This window comes from Biostraticola tofi, from assembly GCF_004343195.1.
GTDB classification, from domain to species: domain Bacteria; phylum Pseudomonadota; class Gammaproteobacteria; order Enterobacterales; family Enterobacteriaceae; genus Biostraticola; species Biostraticola tofi.
In genome coordinates, this window is sequence record NZ_SMCR01000015.1 from 1 (window position 1) to 23,730 (window position 23,730).

Here is a 23,730-nt window from a genome sequence, read left to right on the forward strand (position 1 = left end):
GATAGCGGACTACTGGTACAAGTATGTCGGCCTGAACGGGGCTATCATCGGCATGACCGGCTTTGGCGAGTCGGCGCCGGCTGAGGAGCTGTTCACGCTGTTCGGCTTTACCGCCGACAACGTACTGGAAAAAGCCCGCGGCCTGCTGGGCTGAGGCGGCGCCGGAAGCCACGCCGCGCCTGGGTAACGAGACGCGGCGCTGGGTAACCTGTTACCGGATCGGTGGCAGCGAATGCGCCACCGCTGGAATAATTAATCCTTTTATCTTGCAACCCCTAGGAATAGAAGGAATAAAGACCTGTGATGAAATGCCGGCCAGGTAGAGATTAGCGACAAAAATCCAACCTATATCACAAAATCAGCATTTTTATTCCTGCGCGACGCGTTTTTGATTATTCTAGCTGAAGCGTTTCAGTCTGATGTTTTCCGCCGTACCGGCGACAGCGCTTCATAGGCATTGGGGTGCGCATAGCGCCGACCACCTCTGCGCACGGCACCCCGTCAGTGATGTTTGCCCACGGCATTGTCCCTGATGGCGAGCCCCGCGCTGTTAAGAGCCGGATGATAGCCGCAGACGCAGGTTCCGGTTATTCTGATAACCATCAGCGGGTTATCGCAAAAGGCAGCAAGCTGCCCATTTCATGATATAGTTGAACCTGAAGAATCAAATCAGGTTCGGCATGGTTTTTATCATGCTCCGCCCCGCCCTCGGGCTACAGCCCCAGGCGACTTATTGATCAAAGCGCCCGCAAGGAAATGCTTAACAGCGGGCGTAACGATATTGCAGTCCTGGCTCTTCAGGGCGAGGACGCAGATGGCTTCTGGTCCGGCAAGGAAATGCACCTCCTGCCGCTCGGGCAATTTACAAGCATCAACATGAGGGTTCACCATGGCTGTAATCAAGATGACTGATCTGGATCTGGCGGGTAAGCGCGTTTTTATCCGTTCTGATTTAAACGTACCGGTCAAAGATGGGAAAGTGACGTCCGATGCGCGAATCCGCGCTTCGCTGCCCACCATAGAGGCCGCGCTGAAGCAGGGCGCCCGCGTAATGGTAACATCGCATCTTGGCCGTCCGACCGAAGGCGAGTACAACGAAGAGTACTCCCTGCTGCCGGTAGTAAATTATCTTAAAGAAAAGCTGTCCTCACCTGTGCGCCTTGAAAAGAATTACCTCGACGGGGTGGATATCGCCGAAGGCGAATTGGTGGTGCTGGAAAACGTTCGCTTCAACAAGGGCGAAAAGAAAGACGACGAAGCCCTGTCTAAAAAATATGCCGCCCTGTGCGATGTCTACGTGATGGATGCCTTTGGCACCGCTCACCGCGCTCAGGCTTCTACCCACGGCGTGGGCAAATTCGCCCCGATAGCCTGTGCCGGCCCGCTGCTGTCCGACGAACTGGAAGCACTGGGCAAAGCCCTTGGCAATCCGGCCCGTCCGATGGTGGCCATCGTCGGTGGTTCTAAAGTATCGACCAAGCTGACCGTGCTGGACTCGTTGTCTAAAATCGCTGACCAACTGATAGTCGGCGGCGGCATCGCCAACACCTTCGTTGCCGCTCAGGGCCACAATGTCGGTAAATCCCTCTACGAAGCGGATCTTATCCCTGAAGCGAAAAAACTGCTGGAAACCTGTGACATCCCTGTGCCGACCGACGTTCGTGTCGCCACCGAGTTCTCGGAAACCGCGGCCGCCACGCTGAAATCGGCTACCGACATCAAGGATGACGAACAGATTCTTGACCTGGGCGATGTTTCAGCCGAGCGCTTGGCCGCTATTCTTAAAGACGCTAAAACCATTCTGTGGAATGGACCGGTCGGCGTATTCGAGTTCCCGAACTTCCGTAAGGGCACCGAAATCGTCGCCAGAGCGATTGCCGAAAGCGACGCTTTCTCTATCGCTGGCGGCGGTGATACGCTGGCGGCCATCGATTTGTTCGGCATTGCTGACAAAATCTCCTATATTTCTACCGGTGGTGGCGCCTTCCTGGAATTTGTCGAAGGTAAGCAATTGCCCGCTGTCGTGATGCTTGAATCACGCGCCAAGCAATAACATCTTCAGCGGCGGGCATCCCTGGGATGCCCGCGACCACCGTTGCGAATGCGGCCAGGCAACGGTAATTGACGAGTTTCAATCCATGGCCCACAAAACAGGACAAAGCAATATGTCTAAGATTTTCGATTTCGTGAAACCAGGTGTCGTTACCGGTGATGATGTACAAAAAGTATTTGCGGTAGCAAAAGAGAATCACTTTGCTCTGCCCGCCGTTAACTGCGTAGGTACTGATTCGATCAACGCTGCGCTGGAAACCGCCGCTAAAGTGCGCGCCCCGATTATCATTCAGTTCTCCAATGGCGGCGCTGCATTTATCGCCGGCAAGGGCCTGAAAGCCGAAGGTCAGACCGCGGCGATCCTGGGCGCTATTTCCGGCGCGCTGCATGTCCATCACATGGCTGAACATTACGGCGTGCCGGTTATCCTGCACACTGACCATTGCGCCAAAAAACTGCTGCCCTGGCTTGATGGACTGCTGGATGCCGGTGAAAAACATTTTGCCGCTACCGGTAAGCCACTGTTCTCCTCCCATATGATCGACCTGTCCGAAGAACCGCTGGAAGAGAACATCGACATCAGCGGCAAGTACCTGGCGCGGATGGCCAAACTGAATATGACCCTGGAAATCGAGCTGGGCTGTACCGGTGGTGAAGAAGACGGCGTGGACAACAGCCATCTGGATAACTCTTCCCTCTACACCCAGCCGGAAGACGTGGCCTATGCTTATGAAAAACTGAACGCCATCAGCCCGCGCTTTACCATCGCTGCTGCCTTCGGTAACGTTCATGGCGTCTACAAGCCCGGCAATGTTCAACTGACGCCGAAAATTCTTGATAACTCCCAGCAGTATGTCTGTGAGAAATTCGGCCTGCCCGCTAACTCCCTGGACTTCGTGTTCCACGGTGGTTCAGGCTCCAGCGCGGCTGAAATCAAAGAAGCCGTCGGCTACGGTGTTATCAAAATGAACATCGATACCGATACCCAGTGGTCCACTTGGGAAGGCATTCTGAATTATTACAAAAAGAACGAAGGCTACCTGCAGGCGCAGTTGGGTAACCCGGAAGGCGACGACAAGCCTAACAAAAAATATTACGACCCGCGTGTCTGGCTACGTGCCGGTCAGGCATCCATGGTGACTCGCCTGGAACAGGCGTTCCGTGAACTGAACGCTGTCGACGTACTGTAATCCTGCCCTCACATCGCTGTCAGGTGTGATTCAAAGGCCTCCTCCGGGAGGCCTTTGTTCGTTATAAGAAAGCATTATTCTGAACAATATCAGAATCATCCCAATCAAAATCGCCCGCCTAAGTTGGCAGGTAAAGATTTGTTGGTTACGCTTAAAAGACGTTGTTGTTATTGCTGGCGGTATAGGCTGGCGGTTGGATTAAACACCAGTAAGGGAAAAAGATGGAAGATTTGAATGTAGTCGACAAAATCAATAACGCCGGGAGCTGGCTTATCAATAACCAACAGCTGTTGGTGCATTATGCGGTAAACATCGTCGCCGCAATCATCATCCTCACGATCGGTATGCTGATTGCCAAGGTCATTTCAAAGACCGTCAACAAAGTGATGAGAGCCCGCCATATCGACGTTACGGTGGCAGATTTTATTTCGGCTATCGTTCGCTATGCCATTATCATTTTCACCATTATCGCCGCGCTGGGACGCATCGGCGTGCAGACCGCCTCGGTAATCGCGGTTATCGGTGCTGCCGGTCTGGCCATTGGCCTGGCTCTGCAGGGCTCGCTGTCCAATTTTGCCGCCGGCGTGCTGCTGGTGACCTTCCGGCATTTTCGCGCCGGTGAGTATGTTGATTTCGGCGGTACCGCCGGGACGGTCTTGGTGGTGCAGATATTCTCGACCACCCTCAGAACCTTTGACGGTAAAATGATCGTGGTGCCCAACAGTAAAATATTGTCCGGCAATATCACCAACTTCTCTCGTGAACCCGATCGGCTGATCGACCTTATTATCGGTGTCAGCTATGACGCCGACATCGATAACGTTAAATCGCTGCTGACCGGCATCATTGAGGCCCATGAAAGCGTCATCAAGGAGAAGGGCATCGTGGTGCGCCTGAATGCCTTGGGGGCTTCATCGCTGGACTTTATGGTTCGAGCCTGGGTACCGAGAAGTGATTTACAGAATGCGACCTTCGATCTGTTGGAAAGCTTCAAACGGGTGCTGGATGAACACCAAATCGGCATTCCTTACCCGCAGATGGATGTGCATCTGTTCGAACAGGCGCGTCAGGAAGCCAAACAGCAAGACGATCGGGCAGAGGAAAATCAGCCATTGGTTGATGATAAAAAGAGCCTGTAATCGGTAACCTATCGTTCGAACCTCTTCTGATGATTATTTTTGTCTCTCCCGCCTCACGGCGGGTTTTTTTATGCCCTGAACTGATTATTAGTTTTTCTGATATGGGATTAAAATTATCCATTATATCTGATAATCACAGCTCGCTAGAATAGTCTTATCTGATAGTGGCGGGGCAAATAATGATGTGGTCGGTGTTTGTGCAGGGTTTTGGCTTGGGGCTGGCGATGATAGTGCCGTTGGGGCCGCAGAATGTGCTGGTAATGAACCAGGGCATCCGTCGGCAGTATCATCTGATGACCGCTGGCTTATGCCTGCTGAGCGATCTGTTGCTGATCTGCGCCGGAGTATTCGGCGGCAGTACGCTGTTGGCAACCCAGCCCGCATTGCTGCTGGTCATTACCGGCGTGGGGGTGGCATTTCTCGGCTGGTATGGTTATGGGGCGATAAGCTATGCCTGGCAAGGCAGGGAACAGAGCGGGGCTATGCCGGCATTGAAGCCGCTGAACCGGCAACGGGTGATCATGACTATGCTGGCGGTGACCTGGCTTAATCCGCATGTTTATCTGGATACCCTGGTGATTCTGGGCAGCGTCGGCGGGCAGATGGAACCGCAGGCAAGGCAGTGGTTCGCCGCAGGCAGCGTGGGAGCATCGGTGGTCTGGTTTTATGGACTGGCGCTGCTTTCAGCCAGGCTGTCGCCCTGGTTGAACCAGAACCGAGTGCAGCGGATCATTCAGCCGGTGGTCGGCATCATTATGTGGCTGGTGGCGCTTAAGCTGGCGATGCAGGGTTGGCAGATGCCGCTTTTTCAACGCCTGCTGTAGCGCTGCGCATAACATTCGGTATTAATCCTATAGGTTATTGCCCCACTGACAAGATATGCTGCATCAGGGCCGAATACTCAGGGTAAATAACTGCAAGTATTATTGAATCGGCCCTAAAATAGGTAATGATAACCCGCGTTGCCATAGCAAGCACTTATCTCATCAGGAGGAACCGTGAAGGTAAAAGCATTGGCGTTGACCGCCATCATAGGATTGAGCGCACTGCCGGCTCAGGCATCAGCCGCTGAATTGCCTGAAGGGCCGCATGTGGTGACTTCCGGTACGTCCAGCGTTGAAGCGACTCCTGATATCGCCACCTTATCGATAGAGGTGACCATCTCTGCCAAGGATGCCGCCGACGCCAAGAAACAGGCTGACACCCGGGTGGCGCAATATTTCGATTTCCTCAATAAAAATGGCATCGAGAAAAAAGACATTAATGCGGCCAATCTGCGCACCCAGCCGGAATATGACTACCTGAAAACCGGTGAATCGGTGCTCAAGGGCTACAAAGCCGTCCGCCAGGTCCAGGTAACCGTGCGCCAGCTGGATAAGCTGAACGATTTGCTTGATGGCGCCCTCAAGTCCGGACTGAATGAAATCAGGTCTGTCGATTTGGGGGTAGCCAATCCTGAGGAGTATCGGGACAAAGCACGTAAAGAAGCGATGAATAATGCCACCGCCCAGGCTCGTTCCCTGGCTGAAGGGTTCCAATCCACCCTCGGCCCGGTATACAGCGTCCGCTACCACGTAGCTAACTATCAGCCGATGCCGGCGATGAGGATGTTCAAGACCGCCGATGCGGCGGCGCAGACCGATGCCGCTCAGACCTATGCCCAGCAGACCATTCATTTTGATGATCAGGTTGATGTGGTATTTGAACTGAAACGCGCCCAGTAAACCTGCCTTTGTAACGGGATCGCTGCCGGCCTGGCAGCGTTCCTGAAATCATTTTGATTCCTTTGCAAAAAGAGTGCTGCCGGCCTGACCGCGATCAGCAAAGCATTTCACGTTCTGGCTGCTGCGACAGTTTCAGCCTCAAAGCCGCAGGAAGAGCGGGCTTAGCTGGCTTTGCCTAGTCCTGCCGCAAGACACGCCGGCCGTGATCCAGCAGGGCGTCGGTCACTTTACGCATCATCCGGCTTTCGGGCGCAAAGCGATGCCAGTAGAGCATCCGTCGCTGATAGAGTCCTGGCGTGAGATCGATAAGATCCCCCTGATCCAGCTCGGGTTCGATCTGCAGATGCGGGATCATACAGCAGGTAGTGCCCTGACGGGCCAGCTGGACGAAGGCTTCCGACGAGTTGACGATGTGGCAGGGCACGCTGCCCGGCGGTAAATCGAAATTCTGCTGCAAGAAAGCCTGGTGCATATCATCCAGGTGATCAAAGGCCACCGCCGGCGCCTTGAGCAGAGCGCCACGGGTTACGCCATTGGGGAAATACCGTTCGGCAAACGGGCGGGAAGCCACAAACAGGTAATCCAGTGCGCCCAGGCGATCCACCAGACAACTGGGCAGGGGCTGCGGCTGGATACTGACCGCACCGACGACTTCACCGCGCCTGAGACGTTCCTGGGTACGGGTTTCGTCTTCGACCTGCAGATTAAGCCGAATCGGCGAGTCGGTCAGTACCGGCTTCAACGCCGGCAGCAGCCAGGTCGCCAGGCTGTCAGCGTTGACCGCCAACGACAGCAGCAGTGGCGTATCGCTGCCGTTATCATTGCCGAGCCATTCATCTTCCAGCAGCTCGACCTGGTGCAGCAGCGCCAGCAGCTTTTGTCCCTGCTCGGTCGGACGGGGAGGGATGGTCCTGACCAGCAGGGGTTGACCGAACAGATTTTCCAACTGCTTGATGCGCTGGGACACCGCCGATTGGGTGATGCAAAGTTTTTGAGCGGCACGTTCAAAGCCCCGTTCCCGTATGACGGCGTCCAGCGCCTGCAGCGTCCGATAATCCGGGCGTTTCATTCATCATCCCCTAACGTGGTAGTAGCCATGCACAATGTCATAGTTTTACACTATTACAGCGTTAAAGTCTCACTGTGGCTGGCGGCCGGTAACTGAGGCCTATGTGGTCGAATTCACGCAATTCACCGCGGCATTGTTTTATACTGCCGCTCACTTTTGGATGTTCATAGGCACAAAACAATCATGACGCAGGATGAATTAAAAAAGGCGGTTGGCTGGGCGGCGCTCAAATATGTGCAGCCGGGAACCATTGTCGGCGTGGGTACCGGTTCAACCGCCGCGCATTTTATTGATGCGCTGGCGACGGTAAAGCATCAGATTGAAGGCGCGGTATCCAGTTCGGATGCTTCATCCGAAAAGCTGCGCGGCTATGGTATTCCCCTGTTCAGTCTTAACCAGGTCGACTCGCTGGCTATCTATGTCGACGGCGCCGATGAAATCAATGGTCATATGCAGATGATCAAAGGCGGCGGCGCCGCGCTGACCCGGGAAAAAATCATCGCCGCGGTGGCCGATAAATTCATCTGCATCGCCGATGCCTCCAAGCAGGTGGATATCCTCGGCGAATTCCCGTTACCGGTTGAAGTCATCCCGATGGCGCGCGCCTACGTCGCCCGGCAACTGGTCAAGCTCGGCGGCTTGCCGGAGTATCGCCAGGGCGTAGTGACCGACAACGGCAATCTTATCCTCGATGTACGCAATCTGCGTATTATCGACCCGGTTGATTTGGAAAACAAAATCAATGCCATTCCAGGCGTGGTCACCGTCGGCCTGTTTGCCCGCCGCGGTGCCGACATCGCGCTTATCGGCAGTGCAGACGGTGTACGAGTCATCGGCGAAAAATAGCCCAACCGCGGTATCGCTTAAGGCTGACCGGCGACGGCGATAGGGGGAGCGCTAAAGCCAGGTTAATGGCACCGGCATCTTTGCAGTGAGGGGATGCCGGATATGTTAATTCTTGTTACATAGCATCTTTTTTTTTCCTGCTCAAATTCAGTAATAAATATCAGATTAATGCATTACGTCTGTGTTATATGTGACGCTTTACCTTTCTGATAGAGGATTTGTCCATAACGTCCTCTTATGCCTGCCTGTTATGCTGTGATCACCCGGTTAACCTGTATTGCCCGACGGGGTTTTTTTGTTATTTTGTCGGGGTGCTGCGATGTGCAGCCGCACTTGGTGTACTGAAAAGGGTCGGGAAATGGCAAAAGTATCGCTGGAAAAAGATAAAATCAAATTCTTGCTGGTGGAAGGTGTGCACCAGACTGCGCTGGATAACCTTAAACGCGCCGGTTATACCAATATTGAGTTCCATAAAGGCGCATTGGACAGCGAATCGCTAAAGGCTTCCATCCGGGATGCCCATTTTGTCGGCATCCGCTCCCGCACCCAGCTGTCGGAAGAGGTATTCGCCGCCGCCGAGAAACTGGTCGCGGTCGGCTGTTTCTGTATCGGTACCAACCAGGTTGATCTCGACGCCGCCCAGAAGCGCGGCGTGCCGGTTTTCAATGCGCCTTTTTCCAACACCCGTTCAGTGGCTGAAATGGTCCTGGGTGAAATGCTGCTGATGATGCGCGGTATTCCAGAAGCCAACGCCAAAGCCCATCGCGGCCTGTGGAACAAACAGGCCAACGGCAGCTATGAAGCCCGTGGCAAACGCCTGGGCATCATCGGCTACGGCCATATCGGCACCCAGTTAGGTATTCTGGCTGAGGGCCTGGGCATGCAGGTGCATTTCTACGACATCGAAAGCAAACTGACGCTGGGCAACGCGCATCAAGTGGACTCTCTGAACGAACTGCTCAATGACAGCGATGTGATAAGCCTGCACGTGCCGGATACGTTATCTACCCGTAACATGATGGGCAAGGCGGAGTTCGAGCAGATGAAACCGGGCAGCCTGTTTATCAATGCCTCGCGCGGCACCGTGGTGGATATTCCAGCCCTATGCGATGCCCTGACCAGTAAGAAACTTTCCGGTGCCGCCGTAGATGTGTTCCCGCAGGAGCCGGCGACCAATAGCGATCCTTTCACTTCACCGCTGTGCGAGTTTGATAATGTGATCCTGACGCCGCATATCGGCGGTTCAACTCAGGAAGCGCAGGAAAATATTGGTGTTGAAGTGGCGGGCAAGCTGATTAAGTATTCCGATAACGGCTCGACCCTGTCGGCAGTCAACTTTCCAGAGGTTTCATTGCCGGAGCATGGCGAAACCGTCAGCCGCCTGCTGCATATCCATGAAAACCGTCCCGGAGTGTTGACCCGCATCAACCAGATTTTTGCCGAGCAGAGCATTAACATTGCTGCCCAGTATTTGCAGACTACGCCGCAGATTGGCTATGTGGTGATTGATGTCGAAACCGACGAGCAGAACACGGCTCTGCAGTTGCTCAAAGCGATCCCGGGCACTATCCGGGCGCGCCTGCTGTACTGAGTCGGTCCTGGGCGAAAAAACAGTACCGGCGGCCCTGGGAGGCTGCGCCGGTATTGATACCCGCCAGCAACCCTTGGCTGCACTTCCGATCCCGACCATTCAACACCACTGGCATTGCATCAGCCGGCCTGTTGGTCGTTTTCAACATAAAGATAGCCAATGCCCAGCAACTGGCTGGCTCGGTCCAATTGGCCAAAATGCACATTCGTCGCTCTGCTTTTCAGGCCGTCGCGCGGGTCAAAAGGATTAAAATCGATTTGCTGGATGATGGTCTGCCGCCAGCTTTCACCAAAGGCGCAACTGCGCCCATAGAGCCAGATTTGGTTGATATTCAAGGTATTCAGAAAATTATACAGGCTCATGCCAATGGCCTGGGCTGCATGATCCACCCAGTCCTGGATCCACGGTTCACCGGTCTGCCAGGCGGCAAACAGCTGCCGGTTGGTCGCCGGCGGTAACTCGGGGTTTTTCAACTGCGCCGCCTGCTTCAGGGCGCTGAGCGAGGCGACCGTCTCCAGACAGCCCTGACGGCCACAGCTGCACCGCGCGCCATGGGGATCGACAATGGTATGGCCGATCTGTCCACTGCCGTATAAATTACCGCGAAAGATCTCACCGTTAATCACGAATGAAGATCCTATGCCGTAATCCATATTGATCACGCAAAATTCACGCTGCAGATGGCTGTTGATCCACTTTTCCGCCAGCGCCAACATCACGCAGTCATTATCGATCCGCACCTCAGTCGCCAGCCGTTCTTCCAGCAGGTATTTCAGCTCCACCGGCGCTTTCCAGGCGGCCTGGGGCATATGCTGTGAAACACCGGTCACCGGATCCACCTGACCATGCACCGCCAATGCCAGGTTTATCCGCTGTTTTGGCCACTGCTGGCAGATGTGCCGCCACAGGGCTTCAATCTGCGCCAGCAGCGCTTGAGGCGTGGCGACGCTGATAATCCATTGCTCACATTCTCCCCGGGCTACCAGCTGCGCGTCTGCCAGCTGATATTCAATGCGAGTGGGCGTCACGCAGATGCACAGCGTCCAGGGGCCGGTCACCGGCAGCTGGAAACTGCCGCTGTTATGTCCCCGATGGCTTAGCGCCGTTGCGGAATGGTCTATTTTCCCATCATCCATCAGCTCTTGCAGAATTTTGCTGGTGGCAGGGATGGTCAGGCCGGTCAATTGCGCCAATCTGGATTTGCTCAGTTGCTTATGCCGCCACATCAGATTCATAAACAACGATTTATTATGTTTACGCACCTGAAAATTATTTAGGCCGACTAATTTCACCTGTCCCCCGCTAAAAAAATTAACTCAATGACAACAATATCACTAAACACTGTTAACTAAGTAGTGTGATGCCACCTCCAGCATGACCTGCAGGGTTGCTTTAGAGTCCTGCTTCATCCCGGCAAGAGGAAATATCATGGCATTTAAACTGCGACAACCCCAGCAATTGGCAAGCGAACTGGCGACGACGCGGGTTCCGGAACAGGGGCTGGCAATCTGGAGCCTGGGGCAGGCAGGCATGATCATTAAAAACCATCACGGCGACCTGCTGGCGATCGATCCTTACCTGAGCGATGCCATTGAACGAACCTGTCCCGCTAGCGAATTTGTTCGCCGCTTTCCCCCGGTGCTGCCGCCTGAGGCGCTGGCCAACTGCGATGCCATACTTATCACGCACTTTCACGATGATCATATGGATACGGCAACGCTCGCACCCTTAGCCTTGGCCGCCCCGACATTGCCGTTCTGGATACCGGCGCAGGATGCCCGACGGCTGCAGCGAGAAAACGCGCCCTTCGCCCATCAGGTTCAGCCGGCAAAAACCGGGCAGGCAATCCAGGCAGGCGAGTTTCATATCCTGCCAATTGCCGCGGCGCACTCCGATTACCAACGGGACGAAGAGGGCCATGATCGTTTTCTCGGCTATCACATTAGCTGCGGTGACGTTAGTTTGTGGCACAGCGGCGACACGCTGGTGACGCCGGAATTACAGGCGCAGATGCAGTCCCTACGGCCTGATATCGCCGTGCTGCCCATCAACGGCGGTGATGTTGCCCGTCGGGCGCGCGGCATTATGCCCAATATGAGTTTTCGCGATGCGGCCGACCTGCATCATAGTATCGGCAGTGACTTATTGCTGCCCTGCCATTATGACCTGTTCAGCTGTAACAGCGAGAATCCAGCCTGGTTTGTCGATGACATGCTGACCCGTTATCCCGGTAAAAAATTTCATCTGCTGATGCCGGGAGAACGTTTTATTTACCTGCTGTAGTACAACACAATCCTACTAAATGGAATCATCTGCTATGACAAAAACAACATCACCGGCAGCACATCCCTTACTTATCCGGTTGGGCATTCCTCCTGCCCTGGCCTGGGGTTACATCGCAGTATTGCTGTTCATGATTGGCGACGGCGTCGAGTCGAATTATCTGGCGCCCTATCTGAGCAATAACGGTTTCACGCTGGACATTGCCGCGACGGTTATCGCTTTTTACGGCGTCACAGTGACGCTGGGCTCATGGCTTGCCGGATCACTATCGACGCTGATTGGTCCTCGCCGGGTGATGCTGGCGGGTGGCCTGATATGGATTGTATTTGAAATCCTGTTCCTGGCCATTGCCCTGCCGTCGAAAAGCGTGCTGGCCGTTGCCCTGACCTATGGACTACGCGGCATTGCCTATCCCATGTTCGCCTACGCTTTTCTGGTATGGATCCAGTCTGCGGCGCCTGCGGATATGCGTGGCTCTGCCACCGGCTGGTTCTGGCTGGCCTTCACCGGCGGGCTGCCGACGCTGGGATCGTTAGTGGCCATCTTCTCCATAAAGCTTATCGGCGAATATGGCACCTTCTGGCTTTCGCTGGGCCTGGTGGTTATGGGGCTGGTTGTCATGCTGGTGGCGGTGAAGGAACGCAGTGGCTACCGCTCGTTGCTGGATGAGCAGCAGCGTAGTCAAGGCACCTGGCGCACGCTGATGGGCGGCATCGATATTCTCTGGCGCGAGCCGCGCATCGCCGCCGCTGCCGTGGTGCGCATCATCAATACCACGCCGTACTTTGGCTTTTTTATTTTCTTGCCGGGCTTTTTCATCGAGCGCATCGGTTTTACCCAGACCGAGTATCTGAGCCTGATTACCATCATGGGCCTGGTAGGGATGAGCTTTAACCCGATAGTCGGCAAAATAAGCGACCGCATCGGCTGGCGTAAAGTGCTGACCCTGTTTGGCGGTATCGGATCCGGGATTTCGATGCTGCTGATGTATTTCGTGCCGCAGTGGAGCGGCGGCAGTTTCATTCTCAGCGTTATTTGTGCCTGCCTGTACGGTATTACGCTTTGCGGCTATGTGCCCGCCGCCGCCCTGTTCTCATCGCTGTGCCAGCCTAAGGATAAAGGCAACTCAATGGCTATTTACTGCTTTGCGGCCGGGCTGTCCACCTTCTTTGGGCCGGCACTGTACGGCGGGTTGAATACGCTGTTCGGCACCGATGGCGTGGTCTGGTGCTACGCCTTGCTCTATCTGGTCAGTGCGCTGGTGTCCTGGTTCTTCCTGCTTAGCCCGCTCGACCCGGGGGAACAAAACAACCCGGCGGCAAAAAAGCTGCGCAGACTGGATTCGGTCACATTGGAATAAAGGGATAACAATGAAAAGTTTCGATTACATCGTGGTGGGCGGTGGCAGTGCCGGGTGTATTGTGGCGGCTCGCTTGGTCAAAGAAGCCGGTGCCAGGGTACTGCTGCTGGAAGCCGGCAGTGATGAATATCATCCGGTTTTGAAGATGCCGGCGGGCTACATGAAGTATCTGGCCAGCGATAAATTCTTGACCATGCACCAGACTGAACCGCAGCCACAGCTGAACGGGCGCGGTGTTATCGTGCCGCAGGCAAAAGTGCTGGGCGGGGGGTCAACCGTTAATGCGATGGTGTATATGCGGGGTCACCGCCAGGATTATGACGACTGGAACCAGGCCTTGGGCGGGGAAGGCTGCGATTGGTCATGGGACTCACTGCTGCCGCACTACACCGCCATTGAGGATAACGACCATTTGGGCGCCCCTTATCACGGCGTGGGCGGCCCGATGAAAGTGTCGCATCTGGGACATTTTAGCCCGCTTAGCCGCGCTTATGTCAAAACCATGCAGGCGCTGGGCATTCCTTATACGCCGGATTTCAACACCGGCAATCCGTTTGGCGTCGGCTTTATGCAGCACACTATTGACTGGCAGACCCGTAAACGCTGTAGCGTGGTGGATGCTTTTATCAACCCGCTGCGCCAAGATCCACGACTGGTGATTGAAACCCAGGCCCGGGTGCAGGAATTGCTGTTTGAGGGCAACGTGGTCAAGGGGGTGCGCTACAGCCGTAACGGCGACATTCACCGTGCCGAAGCGACCAAAGAGATCATTCTGGCCGCCGGCGCATACCAGACGCCAAAATTGCTGATGCTGTCGGGCATCGGCCCGAAAGAGCATCTGGCCGAACACGGCATCACCCTGCGACAGCACTTGCCGGGCGTGGGACAAAACCTGCAGGACCATTATGAAGTGCCGGTAGTGGCAACCACGCGCGGCGCGTATGGTTACTACGGTCAGGACCGCGGCTGGCCGATGGTAAAGGCCGGGTTGCAGTATCTGCTGTTCAAAACCGGCCCGGTAACGACCACTGGCGTCGAAACCTGCGCCTTTTTTGATCCGCTGGACTTTAGCGCCACGCCGACCATACAAATGTTTTGCGTCCCTACCGTCTATCTTGACCGCGATGTGATGGGCGCCGATCCCGGTCATGGCGTCACGGTGAACTCGCTGCTGCTGCGGCCGAAAGCCACCGGTCGGGTTACGCTGCGATCGGCCAATGCCGGCGACCTGCCGGCGATCGACACGCAGATCTTTGGCCATCCTGATGATGTGGCTCGAACGCTGGCCGGGTTCCGCTTCGCCCGCAGCGTGATAGGCGCGCAGCCGATCAACCAGATGATCGATGCCGAAATCTTCCCAGGCAACGACGTCACCTCCGATCAGGCAATTACCGAACACTGTAAAAGAATGGTGAAAACCGGTTATCACCCGGTAGGAACCTGCCGTATGGGGCATCGGGACGATCCCTTGGCGGTACTGACATCCGATTTGCGCGTCAGGGGAGTCAAGCACCTGCGAGTGGTCGATGCGTCAATGATGCCGAATATCATCAGCGGCAATACCAATGCAGTGGTGATGGCGGTCGCCCACCGGGCAGCCAGTCTTATCATGGGCCAGGAGCAGGTAAGCGTGCACGCGGCGGCAGCGGAGATAACCGCATGACTGAGAAACTGGAGCGTCTTCAGCGGATATTGGCCGACTGGCGGTTGGACGCCCTGTTGCTGACCCGACGCGACAATATCGCCTGGCTGACCGAAGGGGGCAGCTATTATGTGGTCGAGCGCGCACAGATCGGCGTGGCCAGCCTGCTGATTACGCCGACCAGCGTACTGTTGCTGGCGCCCGAAAACGAGCTGCCGCGTATCCTGGCCGAAGAACCGATGCCTTTTACCTGCGAGGTTCAAAGCTATCCCTGGTACCAATCGTTGGAAACGGTACTTGCGAACGCCAGTCCCGGCATCATCGGCAGCGACATGCCATTCCCCTCGACCCAAGATATACAGCAGCCGATGGTGCAACTGCGCCAGGGCTTGAATGACGCTGAGAAACAGCGATTTCGGGCGTTGGGACGGGAGGCTGCCGGCATTGTCGAGCAGGTTGCCCGCCAATTGCGTGCCGGTGTCACGGAGCGGGCGGTTGAAGCTGAAATTGTCAAAAACTGCCTCGAACGGGGTATTCGACCGGTGTGTACCTTGATTGCCGCCGATGAGCGCATTGCCGCCTATAAACATCCGGTGCCTGGCGCCAAGCGTTTGGAGAAACAGCTGATGATGACGCTGGGTGCCGAGCGCGCAGGACTTAACGTCAGCCTGACGCGTATGGTGCATCTGGGCCAACCGGCCGCTGATTTGCGTCAGCGCATACTTACCCTGGCAGAAATTCATGCCGATATCTTAATGGCCACCGCTGTCGGTAGACGCTGGCAGGAGGTCTTCGCCGATATCCAGCAAGCTTATCAACGGCACGGCTGGCCCGAGGGTTGGCGCAGCCATCATCAGGGAGGGCCGGCCGGTTATGACTGTCGCGACTGGATAGTCACCGGTGAAACCTCAGGTGCCGTAATGGCCGACACGGCCCAGGCATGGAACCCCACCTTGAGCGGCGTCAAAAGCGAAGACACGACCCTACTGACCGATAAAGGGGTGGAATGGCTTACCCGATGCGACGCCTGGCCGCTGATTGAGGTGGTCCGCGGCGATAAGCGTTGGCAGATTGCCGACTGGCTATTCTTGCCATCATCATAAGGAAGCGAATATGTCGCAACGTTTACAACAGAAAACCGCCGTGGTTACCGGTGCCGGCAGCGGCATCGGCAGCGCTATCGCCCGGCTGTTCGCCCGCGAAGGGGCTCGGGTGGCGCTGCTTGATTTGACCACTGAGGCCACCGGGCCGCTTGCCCGCCAACTGCAGCAGCAAACCGGCCAACACGGTATTGCCTGTGTGGCGGATGTCACGGACAGAAAGCAGGTGCAGCAGGCCATTAACCAGGTGGAAGACACCTTTGGCCAGATTGATATCCTGGTCAACTGTGCCGGCATCAATGTGTTTCGCGATGCGCTGGCGCTGGCGGAGGAAGAATGGCAGCGCTGCATGAACGTCAACCTGCAGGGCCCTTATAACCTGATACGTGCCGTTATACCGGGCATGCTGAGGCGTCGCTATGGCAATATCGTCAATGTCGCTTCGGTGCACGGACATAAAATCATTCCCGGCGCCTTTCCCTATCCGGTGGCCAAACATGGTTTGATTGGCCTGACCCGCTCACTGGGTGTGGAATATGCCGGCCAAGGGATACGCATCAACAGCATCTCCCCCGGGCTTATTTTGACACCATCAGCCGAAGCCTGGCTGGCCAGTTGCCCAGACCCGCAGGCCGAGCGCCAAAAGCAGCAGGATCTGTTGCCCTGTAAACGAATCGGGGAGCCTGAAGAAGTGGCCTATACCGCGCTGTTCCTGGCCTCGGACGAGGCGCGGTTTATCAATGCGACCGACATTCTTATTGATGGTGGGCGAAGTCAGGTCTATCACGATTGATAGCCGGGCACTTCACCTGACGGCAATGCGAAATAGTGGCTGACTATTCAGCATTGGAAGGTACACTGCCGGCAGAGGTTACTTTGTAAGGGATAATAGCGATGACGCATCTGCATAAACAGCGCTGTACCTGGGCCCAAAGCTCATTGATGATGAGGGAGTATCACGACAATGAGTGGGGAGTGCCGGTAAAAGATCCCCGTCTGCTGTGGGAGACACTGTTGCTGGAGGGGTTTCAGGCTGGCCTGTCGTGGGAAATCATCCTGCGTAAGCGGGAAGCGTTCCGAGAGGCTTTTGCCGGCTTCGTTCCTGAGCGGGTTGCCGAGTTTCAAGCTGCAGATATTACTCGTCTGATGGGTAACGCCGGTATCGTCCGCGCCCGGGCCAAGATCGAAGCAACGATCAAAGGGGCGCAGATATATCTGGCTATGCAGCAGCAGGGTGAAGGGTTTTCCGATTTTTGCTGGTCGTTTACCGATGGTCAGCCGGTGCAAGGGACCGGCAATGATTCCCAGTCGCTGCTGTCGGCGACAGTGTCAAAAGAACTGAAACGCCGCGGCTTCAAATTTGTCGGGCCGACCATTACCTTTGCCTGGATGCAGGCGGTCGGCATAATACAGGACCACCGCCAGGGGTGTTTTCGTCGACAGGAATGCCTGGATGCCACCACTTCCGATCCGGCAACCGCACTTACCAGCGCCAGTGGTGGGAAGGCGTAATAATTTCCTGCAGTGGGATATCCCAGCGTTCGGCCGGAATGGCGTCTACCTGCTGGCAGTCGTGGGCCAGGCCGATGGCCAGTGGGCCATCCAGCCGCCGATGCCAGTGCATGAGGGTACGATCATAAAACCCGCCGCCCATCCCCAGACGCTGGCCGGTATCGTCAAATGCCACCAGGGGAGTAAACAGAATATCCAGCCGTTCTATCGGCAGCAGTCGGGTAACATCCAGCCTGGGCTCGCGGATATGCAGCCGGTTGGTTACCATCGGCGTGTGGCTATCGTAGCGCAAAAACAGCAGGTGGCCGGGGGTAAACGGGTGCAGCACCGGCAAATAAACCTGTTTGCCGGCCAACCGCAGCGCTGCGATAAGCGGCCCGGTATCCAGTTCGCCGTCAAAAGACAGAAAAATCGCCAGCTGCGCGGCATCCATTACGCGGGGATGGGTCATGACGCGTTGGCTGATGGTCAGGGCATATTGCTGCTGCTGAGCAGGAGTAAGAGCACGTCTTTTTTTACGGACATCATTACGTATGGATTGGCGCTGAAGTGACTTTTCCATAGAACGGATATAGGGTGGCTGGTGTTAAAGAGGGGGATCTCCGAGATGCCGTCGCAGGCTGTAACCCTTGAACCCTTGGTTCAAGGTGAACGTAGCATCATAACCTTAAGGCTTCTCGGACGGACCGAGCATGCGCACCAGTTACGGATTGCCACATTCTTGTGGTATTAAATATCGGCTCAGGGGACTGGCCCGCTGGCGAACATCTCAGAGAAATTTTGTAAGTTCAGCTAACCGGATTCTGACCGGCGGCGGCTGTCATTCGAACTGCGTCCCCGGGCGTTCCGATATACGGCCCTGTTCAACCAGTGCCTGTTCTATCGTCTGCTGCAGCAATCGGATTCGCTGTTCCATATTGGCTGCATAGTCGCGCGTTTTCAACCTTTCTTGCGCAAGTTCGTGACACACATTCAATGCCGCGATGAAAACTAGCTGTTCTGTATTGGTGACTCTAGTGCGAACTTTAAGATCTTGCAACCGTTGATTGAGATCTTCTGCTGCCTGGTTCAACGCTTCCTGTTGTTCCGGTGGGCAGTTAACCCTTAATGTACGGCCAAAAATTTGAATATCTACCGGTTGTGCGGACATACCACCTTCCTGCAATGTTACCGCGCCAACGCCTGACACACCCGCTTCACCATTGCGGGGCGCAAAGCGGGCGCCACTATAATCTAACTAAAACAGAAGTTACAAGCCCTTTCTGGTATAGCTACGGACCTTGGTGGTAGCATAACACGAACTTACCCTGCCAACGACGATGAAAGCGTATGTCTATGCAAAATACATTTCCAGACTATGAAAAACTGAACCAATTGCTCCATCAGCAGGCAGTGGCGCTGACCCCGGCCGAGATGCACGGTTTAATCAGCGGTATGCTGTGCGGCGGCGGCGATGAGGGCGTGCGTTGGCAAACGCTGGTGCATGAGCTGACCAACGAAGGGCTGGCGTTTTCCCAGACCCTGGCCGATCCGCTGCGCGAGCTGCATGAAGCGACCGCCGCGTCGCTCGAAGACCAGGGGTTCCTGTTTCGCCTGTTACTGCCCGACGATGAGAACAGCAGCGTATTCAGCCGTGTCGATGCGCTGGCCGGCTGGGTGAATCACTTCCTGCTGGGGCTCGGCGTGGTGCAGCCCCAGTTGGGCAAAACCAAAGGCGAACTGCGCGAGGCGATTGAAGATCTGCGCAATATCGGCCAACTGGGCTACGACGAAGACGAAGACCAGGAAGAGCTGGCCCAGTCGCTGGAGGAAGTGATTGAATATGTGCGCATGGCGGCGATGCTTTGCCATACTGAATTCAACCACCAGCCTCCGGCCGGGCAGGATGAAACGCCTAAACCGATCCTACACTGAGTGCCTTTTCACCCTGCACGAGCGTTGCCCGGATGGCGGCTTGTCACGATGCATTGTCAATGCAACGAACGATACCGGCAACAGACATTACAGCCATTGCCGACATTAAAGGCGCTGCAGGCATTGCAGGTGCTGCAGGCATTAAAGGCATTGCAGGTGCTGCAGGTGCTGCAGGCATTACAGGCATTTCAGGTGCTGCAGGCATTGCAGACATTGCAGCCATTGCAGGTGCTGCAGCCATTGCAGGTATTCCAGGGATGCCGGCATCACGGAGAGGGTGCCGGATTGATTATTATTAACGCGAGCGGGAGAAAGTGATGACCCAGCAAGAATATTTACGCCGTCGTCAGGCATTACTGGCAAAAATGGCACCGGGCAGCGCCGCGATTATTTTCGCCGCCCCCGAGGCTCAGCGTAACGCCGACAGTGAATATCCTTATCGCCAAAGCAGTGACCTCTGGTATTTCACTGGTTTCAACGAACCCGAAGCGGCGCTTATTCTGATCAAAAGCGATGAAAATCATCACCACAGCGTCCTTTTTAACCGTGTTCGCGATCTGACGGCAGAGATCTGGTTTGGACGCCGTCTGGGGCAGGATGCCGCACCGGCCAGGCTTGCGGTTGATCGCGCGCTGCCATGGGATGAAATCGATGATCAACTGCATCTGCTACTTAATGGCCTTGATGTGGTTTACCATGCCCAGGGTGAATATCCTTATGCCGATAAACTTCTGTTCGAGGCGCTGGACAAACTGCGCCGCGGCAAGCGCCAGAGCCTGCAGGCGCCATCTGCAGTGGTCGACTGGCGCCCCTGGGTGCACGAGCTGCGTCTTTACAAATCAGTTGAAGAAATAGCGGTAATGCGCCAGGCCTGCGAAATCACTGCTTTGGGGCACACACGCGCTATGCGTGCCTGTCGCCCCGGCATGTATGAATACCAGCTCGAAGGCGAAATTTTACATGAATTCAATCAGCACGGTGCCCGCTGGCCTTCCTACAATACCATCGTCGGCAGCGGCGAAAATGGCTGTATTCTGCATTACACCGAAAATGAATCGGTGATGCAGGACGGCTCGCTGGTACTGATAGATGCCGGCTGCGAATACCATAACTACGCCGGCGACATCACGCGTACCTTTCCGGTAAATGGCAAATTCAGCGCCGAACAGCGGGAAGTGTACGATATTGTTCTTGATTGTCTGGACACCGCCCACAAGCTGTTCGGGCCGGGCACCAGTATCAGGGAGGTCAATGCCGAAGTGGTGCGCATCATGGTCACCGGTCTGGTGCGGCTGGGCATCCTTGAAGGCGACGTAGACCAGCTCATCAGTGAACAGGCCCACCGGCGTTTCTATATGCACGGCTTGAGCCACTGGCTCGGACTGGATGTTCATGATGTCGGGGACTATGGTTGCGCCGAGCGCGGACGTATCCTGGAGCCGGGCATGGTGCTGACTATCGAACCCGGGCTGTATATCCCTAACGAGGCCGATTTGCCGCTGTCCTACCGCGGCATCGGTATCCGTATCGAAGACAATATCCTGATTACCGAGGCGGGCAGTGAAAACCTGACGGCGTCGGTGGTAAAGGATGCGGATGCCATTGAGGCACTGATGGCGGCGGCAGATTAACATATGTCTGTGATTATTATCGGTGGCGGCATGGCCGGCGCCACACTCGCGCTGGCGCTGTCCAGGCTTACCGGCGGACGGCTGCAGATAGATTTAATCGAAGCCGAACAGCCGTCGGGTCGCCGACATCCTGGCTTTGACGCCAGGGCGATCGCCATGGCTTACGGCACCAGTCAGCAATTAACCGATATCGGCATCTGGCCGGCGCTGGGATCCTGCGCTACGTCGATCACCCAAGTGCAGGTGAGTGACCAGGGGCATGCAGGTAAAGTCAATCTTGCTGCCCGCGACTATCGGGTGCCGGCGTTGGGCTATGTCGTCGAGCTGCATGATGCCGGTCAGCGCCTGTTTTCACTACTGGCTAAAGCGCCGGGCGTCAGGCTGCATTGCCCGGCCAGGCAACGCGGCATCGTGCGCCATCAGCAGTCAGCGATGGTCACGCTGGATAACGGTGAGCAACTGGCCGCCGATTTGGTTATCGCCGCCGACGGTTCTCATTCGGCGGTGGCAAGCCAGTGCGGCATTCAGTGGAGCCAGCAGGACTACCGTCAGGTGGCGGTGATTGCCAACGTGACGACTGCGCTGCCTCACCAGGGACAGGCGTTTGAACGCTTTACCTCGCAGGGTCCCCTGGCGCTGCTGCCGATGTCGAATGGACGAAGTTCGCTGGTGTGGTGCCTGGACAATAAACTTCAGCAGGAACTGAGCCAATGGGATGACCAGCGGTTTATCGCCGCCCTGCAGTTGGCATTCGGCTGGCGGCTGGGCCAGATTACCGCCGTCGGCCAGCGCCAGTATTATCCGCTTTATCTGCGCACCGCCGATCGCTGTATCAGCCATCGCCTGGCGCTGGTGGGCAACGCCGCCCAGACGCTGCATCCCATCGCCGGCCAGGGCTTCAACCTCGGCCTGCGCGATGTGATGACCCTGGCCGAGACGGTGGCCGACGTGGTAAACCAGGGCGGCGATCCGGGCTTCTTCCCGGTATTGCAGCGCTATCAGCAGCGGCGGCTGGCGGACAAGCGAGCCACCGTCGGCATCACCGATGGCTTGATTCATCTGTTTGCCAACGACCATATGCCGCTGGTAGCGGCGCGCAATCTGGGCCTGATGACCATGGCCAATTCGTCGTCGCTGCGTGACGCCCTGGCGCGGCAAACTCTGGGATGGGTCTCGCGTTAGCGCCGGCCCGCAAGTAAGGACAGAAATAACGATGCAAGCATACGATGTGGTAATTAACGGTGGCGGGATGGTCGGACTGGCCCTGGCCTGCGGGTTACAGGGTACCGGATTGCGGGTCGCGGTCATTGAGCCGCAAGCGCAGGCCCCAATCGCACCGGGCGACACGCCGGCGCTGCGTGTCTCTGCCATCAATGCCGCCAGCCAGCGTCTGCTGCAGCGTCTGCAGGTGTGGGATGATATTGTCGCCCTCGGCGCCAGCCCTTATCAAGGGATGGAGGTCTGGGACCAGGACAGCTTTGGCAAAATCGCCTTTGATGGCCATCAGCTCGGTTATGCTCAGCTTGGGCATATCGTTGAAAATCCAATTATTCTCCAGGCGCTGTGGCGCCGGGCCAGCCAACTGCCGGAGGTGACGCTGATCACTCCCGCCGTAATCAGTAAGATCGCCTGGGGCGAAAACGAGGCCTTCATCACCCTGGATGATAGCCGGATGCTCACCGCCCGGCTGGTGGTGGGTGCCGATGGCGCCAATTCCTGGCTGCGGCAGTATGCCCATATTCCACTGACGTTCTGGGATTACCAGCATCATGCGCTGGTCGCGACGATACGTACCGAACTGCCTCATCAGTCGATCGCCCGTCAGGTGTTTCATGGCGAGGGCATTCTGGCCTTTCTGCCGCTTGGCGACCCTCATCTCAGCTCTATCGTCTGGTCGTTGCCGCCGCTGATGGCTGAGCAGATGTCGGCCCTGCCCGAAGACCGGTTCAACGCCCAGTTGGCGATCCATTTCAACCTGGCTCTCGGGCTGTGCAAGCTTGAGAGTGAACGGCTGACATTTCCGCTGACCGGCCGCTATGCCCGTGATTTTGCTGCGCATCGGCTGGTGCTGGTCGGCGACGCCGCTCATACGGTCCATCCGCTGGCGGGCCAGGGGGTAAACCTGGGTTTTATGGATGTGGCGGAGCTTATCGGCGAACTGCGGCGGCTGCAAACAGCCGGCAAAGACATTGGACATTACCCCTGGCTCAGGCGCTATGAGCGCCGGCGCAAATACAGCGCCGCCACACTACTGGCCGGCATGCAGGGTTTTCGTGAATTGTTTGCCGGCAGCCATCCGGTGAAAAAATGGGTGCGGGATGCCGGTTTACGGCTGGCCGATACGCTGCCCGGGGCCAAGCCGCGTTTTATCCGGCAGGCCATGGGTCTCAATGATCTGCCGGAGTGGCTGGAAGAGCCCGCCGCTTTGACTGATTAATTCTAATTTCACCTCTATTTTTGGATTACATTTTCTAATCTGAAGAAAAACCCCACTATGTTAAAAACATGAAAAGTGGCGATTTTTGTGATCAAGCTTCACTGTTAAGATGGTTCATTGCTTGATTATGCTCTGTAAAAGGGGTTTTGCCAGCATAAAACACCTGATGTGCCATTGTTCTCTCGACAAACAGCGCCTGGGTCGATGATAATTTTATTTATGGTTATACCTATGCATAGG

General features: G+C 56.0%; 23 protein-coding genes and 1 other RNA gene. 19 read left to right on the forward strand and 5 right to left on the reverse strand.

The features are described 5' to 3' along the window. From EDC52_RS20485 to EDC52_RS18590, 6 genes are all read left to right on the forward strand, one after another. Positions 1 to 154, forward strand: a 154-nt coding sequence (locus EDC52_RS20485; protein ID WP_131867659.1) for a transketolase-like TK C-terminal-containing protein, incomplete at its 5' end; no start/stop codon positions are given. A 735-nt stretch (positions 155 to 889) separates the two neighbouring features. After that, entirely contained in the window at positions 890 to 2,053 is a 1,164-nt protein-coding gene (gene pgk, locus EDC52_RS18570) for a phosphoglycerate kinase (protein ID WP_131867661.1), read from the forward strand. Positions 2,054 to 2,165: 112 nt separating this feature from the next. Beyond that, complete coding sequence (gene fbaA / locus EDC52_RS18575; RefSeq protein ID WP_131867663.1) at positions 2,166 to 3,242, forward strand: class II fructose-bisphosphate aldolase; 1,077 nt, start codon at positions 2,166 to 2,168, stop codon at positions 3,240 to 3,242. Positions 3,243 to 3,463: 221 nt separating this feature from the next. Further along, complete coding sequence (gene mscS / locus EDC52_RS18580; RefSeq protein ID WP_131867665.1) at positions 3,464 to 4,381, forward strand: small-conductance mechanosensitive channel MscS; 918 nt, start codon at positions 3,464 to 3,466, stop codon at positions 4,379 to 4,381. Between the two features lie 182 nt (positions 4,382 to 4,563). Then, a complete protein-coding gene (locus EDC52_RS18585; protein ID WP_131867758.1) occupies positions 4,564 to 5,205 on the forward strand; it encodes a LysE family transporter in 642 nt (213 codons plus the stop codon). A gap of 174 nt (positions 5,206 to 5,379) precedes the next feature. Next, the gene (locus EDC52_RS18590) at positions 5,380 to 6,105 is read left to right on the forward strand and encodes an oxidative stress defense protein (RefSeq protein ID WP_131867667.1); all 726 of its coding nucleotides are present in this window, start codon (positions 5,380 to 5,382) and stop codon (positions 6,103 to 6,105) included. A 175-nt stretch (positions 6,106 to 6,280) separates the two neighbouring features. Here EDC52_RS18590 and EDC52_RS18595 read toward each other — a convergent pair whose 3' ends face one another. Continuing rightward, positions 6,281 to 7,174, reverse strand: a complete 894-nt coding sequence (locus EDC52_RS18595; protein ID WP_131867669.1) for a LysR family transcriptional regulator ArgP — start codon at positions 7,172 to 7,174, stop codon at positions 6,281 to 6,283. 183 nt (positions 7,175 to 7,357) lie between these two features. Here EDC52_RS18595 and rpiA point away from each other — a divergent pair, with 183 nt between their 5' ends. Together rpiA and serA are read left to right on the forward strand one after the other, a co-directional pair. Then, entirely contained in the window at positions 7,358 to 8,020 is a 663-nt protein-coding gene (gene rpiA / locus EDC52_RS18600; RefSeq protein ID WP_131867671.1) for a ribose-5-phosphate isomerase RpiA, read from the forward strand. 358 nt (positions 8,021 to 8,378) lie between these two features. After that, positions 8,379 to 9,611, forward strand: coding sequence for a phosphoglycerate dehydrogenase (gene serA / locus EDC52_RS18605; RefSeq protein ID WP_131867673.1), 1,233 nt, complete (start codon positions 8,379 to 8,381; stop codon positions 9,609 to 9,611). A gap of 119 nt (positions 9,612 to 9,730) precedes the next feature. Here the strand turns inward: serA and EDC52_RS18610 are convergent, their stop codons facing one another. Then, positions 9,731 to 10,846 (reverse strand): ROK family protein, encoded by a 1,116-nt coding sequence (locus tag EDC52_RS18610; protein ID WP_407924238.1) that lies wholly within the window; start codon positions 10,844 to 10,846, stop codon positions 9,731 to 9,733. 193 nt (positions 10,847 to 11,039) lie between these two features. Between EDC52_RS18610 and EDC52_RS18615 the strand changes: the two genes are divergently transcribed. From EDC52_RS18615 to EDC52_RS18640, 6 genes are all read left to right on the forward strand, one after another. Further along, positions 11,040 to 11,894 carry an MBL fold metallo-hydrolase gene (locus EDC52_RS18615; RefSeq protein ID WP_165911764.1) on the forward strand — a complete coding sequence of 285 codons (855 nt, stop codon included), beginning with the start codon at positions 11,040 to 11,042 and terminating at the stop codon, positions 11,892 to 11,894. A 34-nt stretch (positions 11,895 to 11,928) separates the two neighbouring features. Then, positions 11,929 to 13,254 carry an MFS transporter gene (locus EDC52_RS18620; protein WP_165911765.1) on the forward strand — a complete coding sequence of 442 codons (1,326 nt, stop codon included), beginning with the start codon at positions 11,929 to 11,931 and terminating at the stop codon, positions 13,252 to 13,254. A 10-nt stretch (positions 13,255 to 13,264) separates the two neighbouring features. Beyond that, on the forward strand, positions 13,265 to 14,917 hold the full coding sequence (locus EDC52_RS18625; RefSeq protein WP_131867681.1) for a GMC family oxidoreductase: 1,653 nt from the start codon (positions 13,265 to 13,267) through the stop codon (positions 14,915 to 14,917). Then, a complete protein-coding gene (locus EDC52_RS18630; RefSeq protein WP_131867683.1) occupies positions 14,914 to 15,999 on the forward strand; it encodes a M24 family metallopeptidase in 1,086 nt (361 codons plus the stop codon). Before EDC52_RS18625 ends, EDC52_RS18630 begins: the two co-directional genes overlap by 4 nt. A 10-nt stretch (positions 16,000 to 16,009) precedes the next feature. After that, a complete protein-coding gene (locus EDC52_RS18635) occupies positions 16,010 to 16,789 on the forward strand; it encodes an SDR family oxidoreductase (protein WP_131867685.1) in 780 nt (259 codons plus the stop codon). Positions 16,790 to 16,890: 101 nt separating this feature from the next. Then, entirely contained in the window at positions 16,891 to 17,508 is a 618-nt protein-coding gene (locus tag EDC52_RS18640; protein WP_131867687.1) for a DNA-3-methyladenine glycosylase I, read from the forward strand. On the opposite strand, the gene EDC52_RS18645 is transcribed toward EDC52_RS18640, so the two are convergent. The 3 genes from EDC52_RS18645 to zapA all read right to left on the reverse strand — a co-directional run bounded on the left by EDC52_RS18645 (position 17,480) and on the right by zapA (position 18,658). Next, positions 17,480 to 18,070 (reverse strand): 5-formyltetrahydrofolate cyclo-ligase, encoded by a 591-nt coding sequence (locus tag EDC52_RS18645; RefSeq protein WP_131867689.1) that lies wholly within the window; start codon positions 18,068 to 18,070, stop codon positions 17,480 to 17,482. The two genes, EDC52_RS18640 and EDC52_RS18645, sit on opposite strands and share 29 nt — an antisense overlap. Positions 18,071 to 18,103: 33 nt before the next feature. Beyond that, a non-coding RNA gene (gene ssrS / locus EDC52_RS18650) (6S RNA) lies at positions 18,104 to 18,287 on the reverse strand. Between the two features lie 41 nt (positions 18,288 to 18,328). Continuing rightward, positions 18,329 to 18,658 carry a cell division protein ZapA gene (zapA, locus tag EDC52_RS18655; protein ID WP_131867692.1) on the reverse strand — a complete coding sequence of 110 codons (330 nt, stop codon included), beginning with the start codon at positions 18,656 to 18,658 and terminating at the stop codon, positions 18,329 to 18,331. Positions 18,659 to 18,837: 179 nt separating this feature from the next. Between zapA and EDC52_RS18660 the strand changes: the two genes are divergently transcribed. From EDC52_RS18660 to ubiI, 5 genes are read left to right on the forward strand one after another with little or no spacing between them, the layout of a single operon-like run. Next, positions 18,838 to 19,422: a YecA/YgfB family protein gene (locus EDC52_RS18660; RefSeq protein ID WP_131867694.1), complete on the forward strand. Its 585-nt coding sequence runs from the start codon at positions 18,838 to 18,840 to the stop codon at positions 19,420 to 19,422. A gap of 48 nt (positions 19,423 to 19,470) precedes the next feature. Further along, entirely contained in the window at positions 19,471 to 19,740 is a 270-nt protein-coding gene (locus tag EDC52_RS19915) for a hypothetical protein (protein ID WP_165911766.1), read from the forward strand. Further along, entirely contained in the window at positions 19,740 to 21,053 is a 1,314-nt protein-coding gene (gene pepP, locus EDC52_RS18670) for a Xaa-Pro aminopeptidase (protein WP_131867698.1), read from the forward strand. Before EDC52_RS19915 ends, pepP begins: the two co-directional genes overlap by 1 nt. Positions 21,054 to 21,056: 3 nt before the next feature. After that, positions 21,057 to 22,235: a 2-octaprenyl-6-methoxyphenyl hydroxylase gene (gene ubiH / locus EDC52_RS18675; protein WP_131867700.1), complete on the forward strand. Its 1,179-nt coding sequence runs from the start codon at positions 21,057 to 21,059 to the stop codon at positions 22,233 to 22,235. A gap of 31 nt (positions 22,236 to 22,266) precedes the next feature. Continuing rightward, the gene (gene ubiI / locus EDC52_RS18680; protein ID WP_131867702.1) at positions 22,267 to 23,490 is read left to right on the forward strand and encodes an FAD-dependent 2-octaprenylphenol hydroxylase; all 1,224 of its coding nucleotides are present in this window, start codon (positions 22,267 to 22,269) and stop codon (positions 23,488 to 23,490) included. Positions 23,491 to 23,730: the final 240 nt, after the last annotated feature.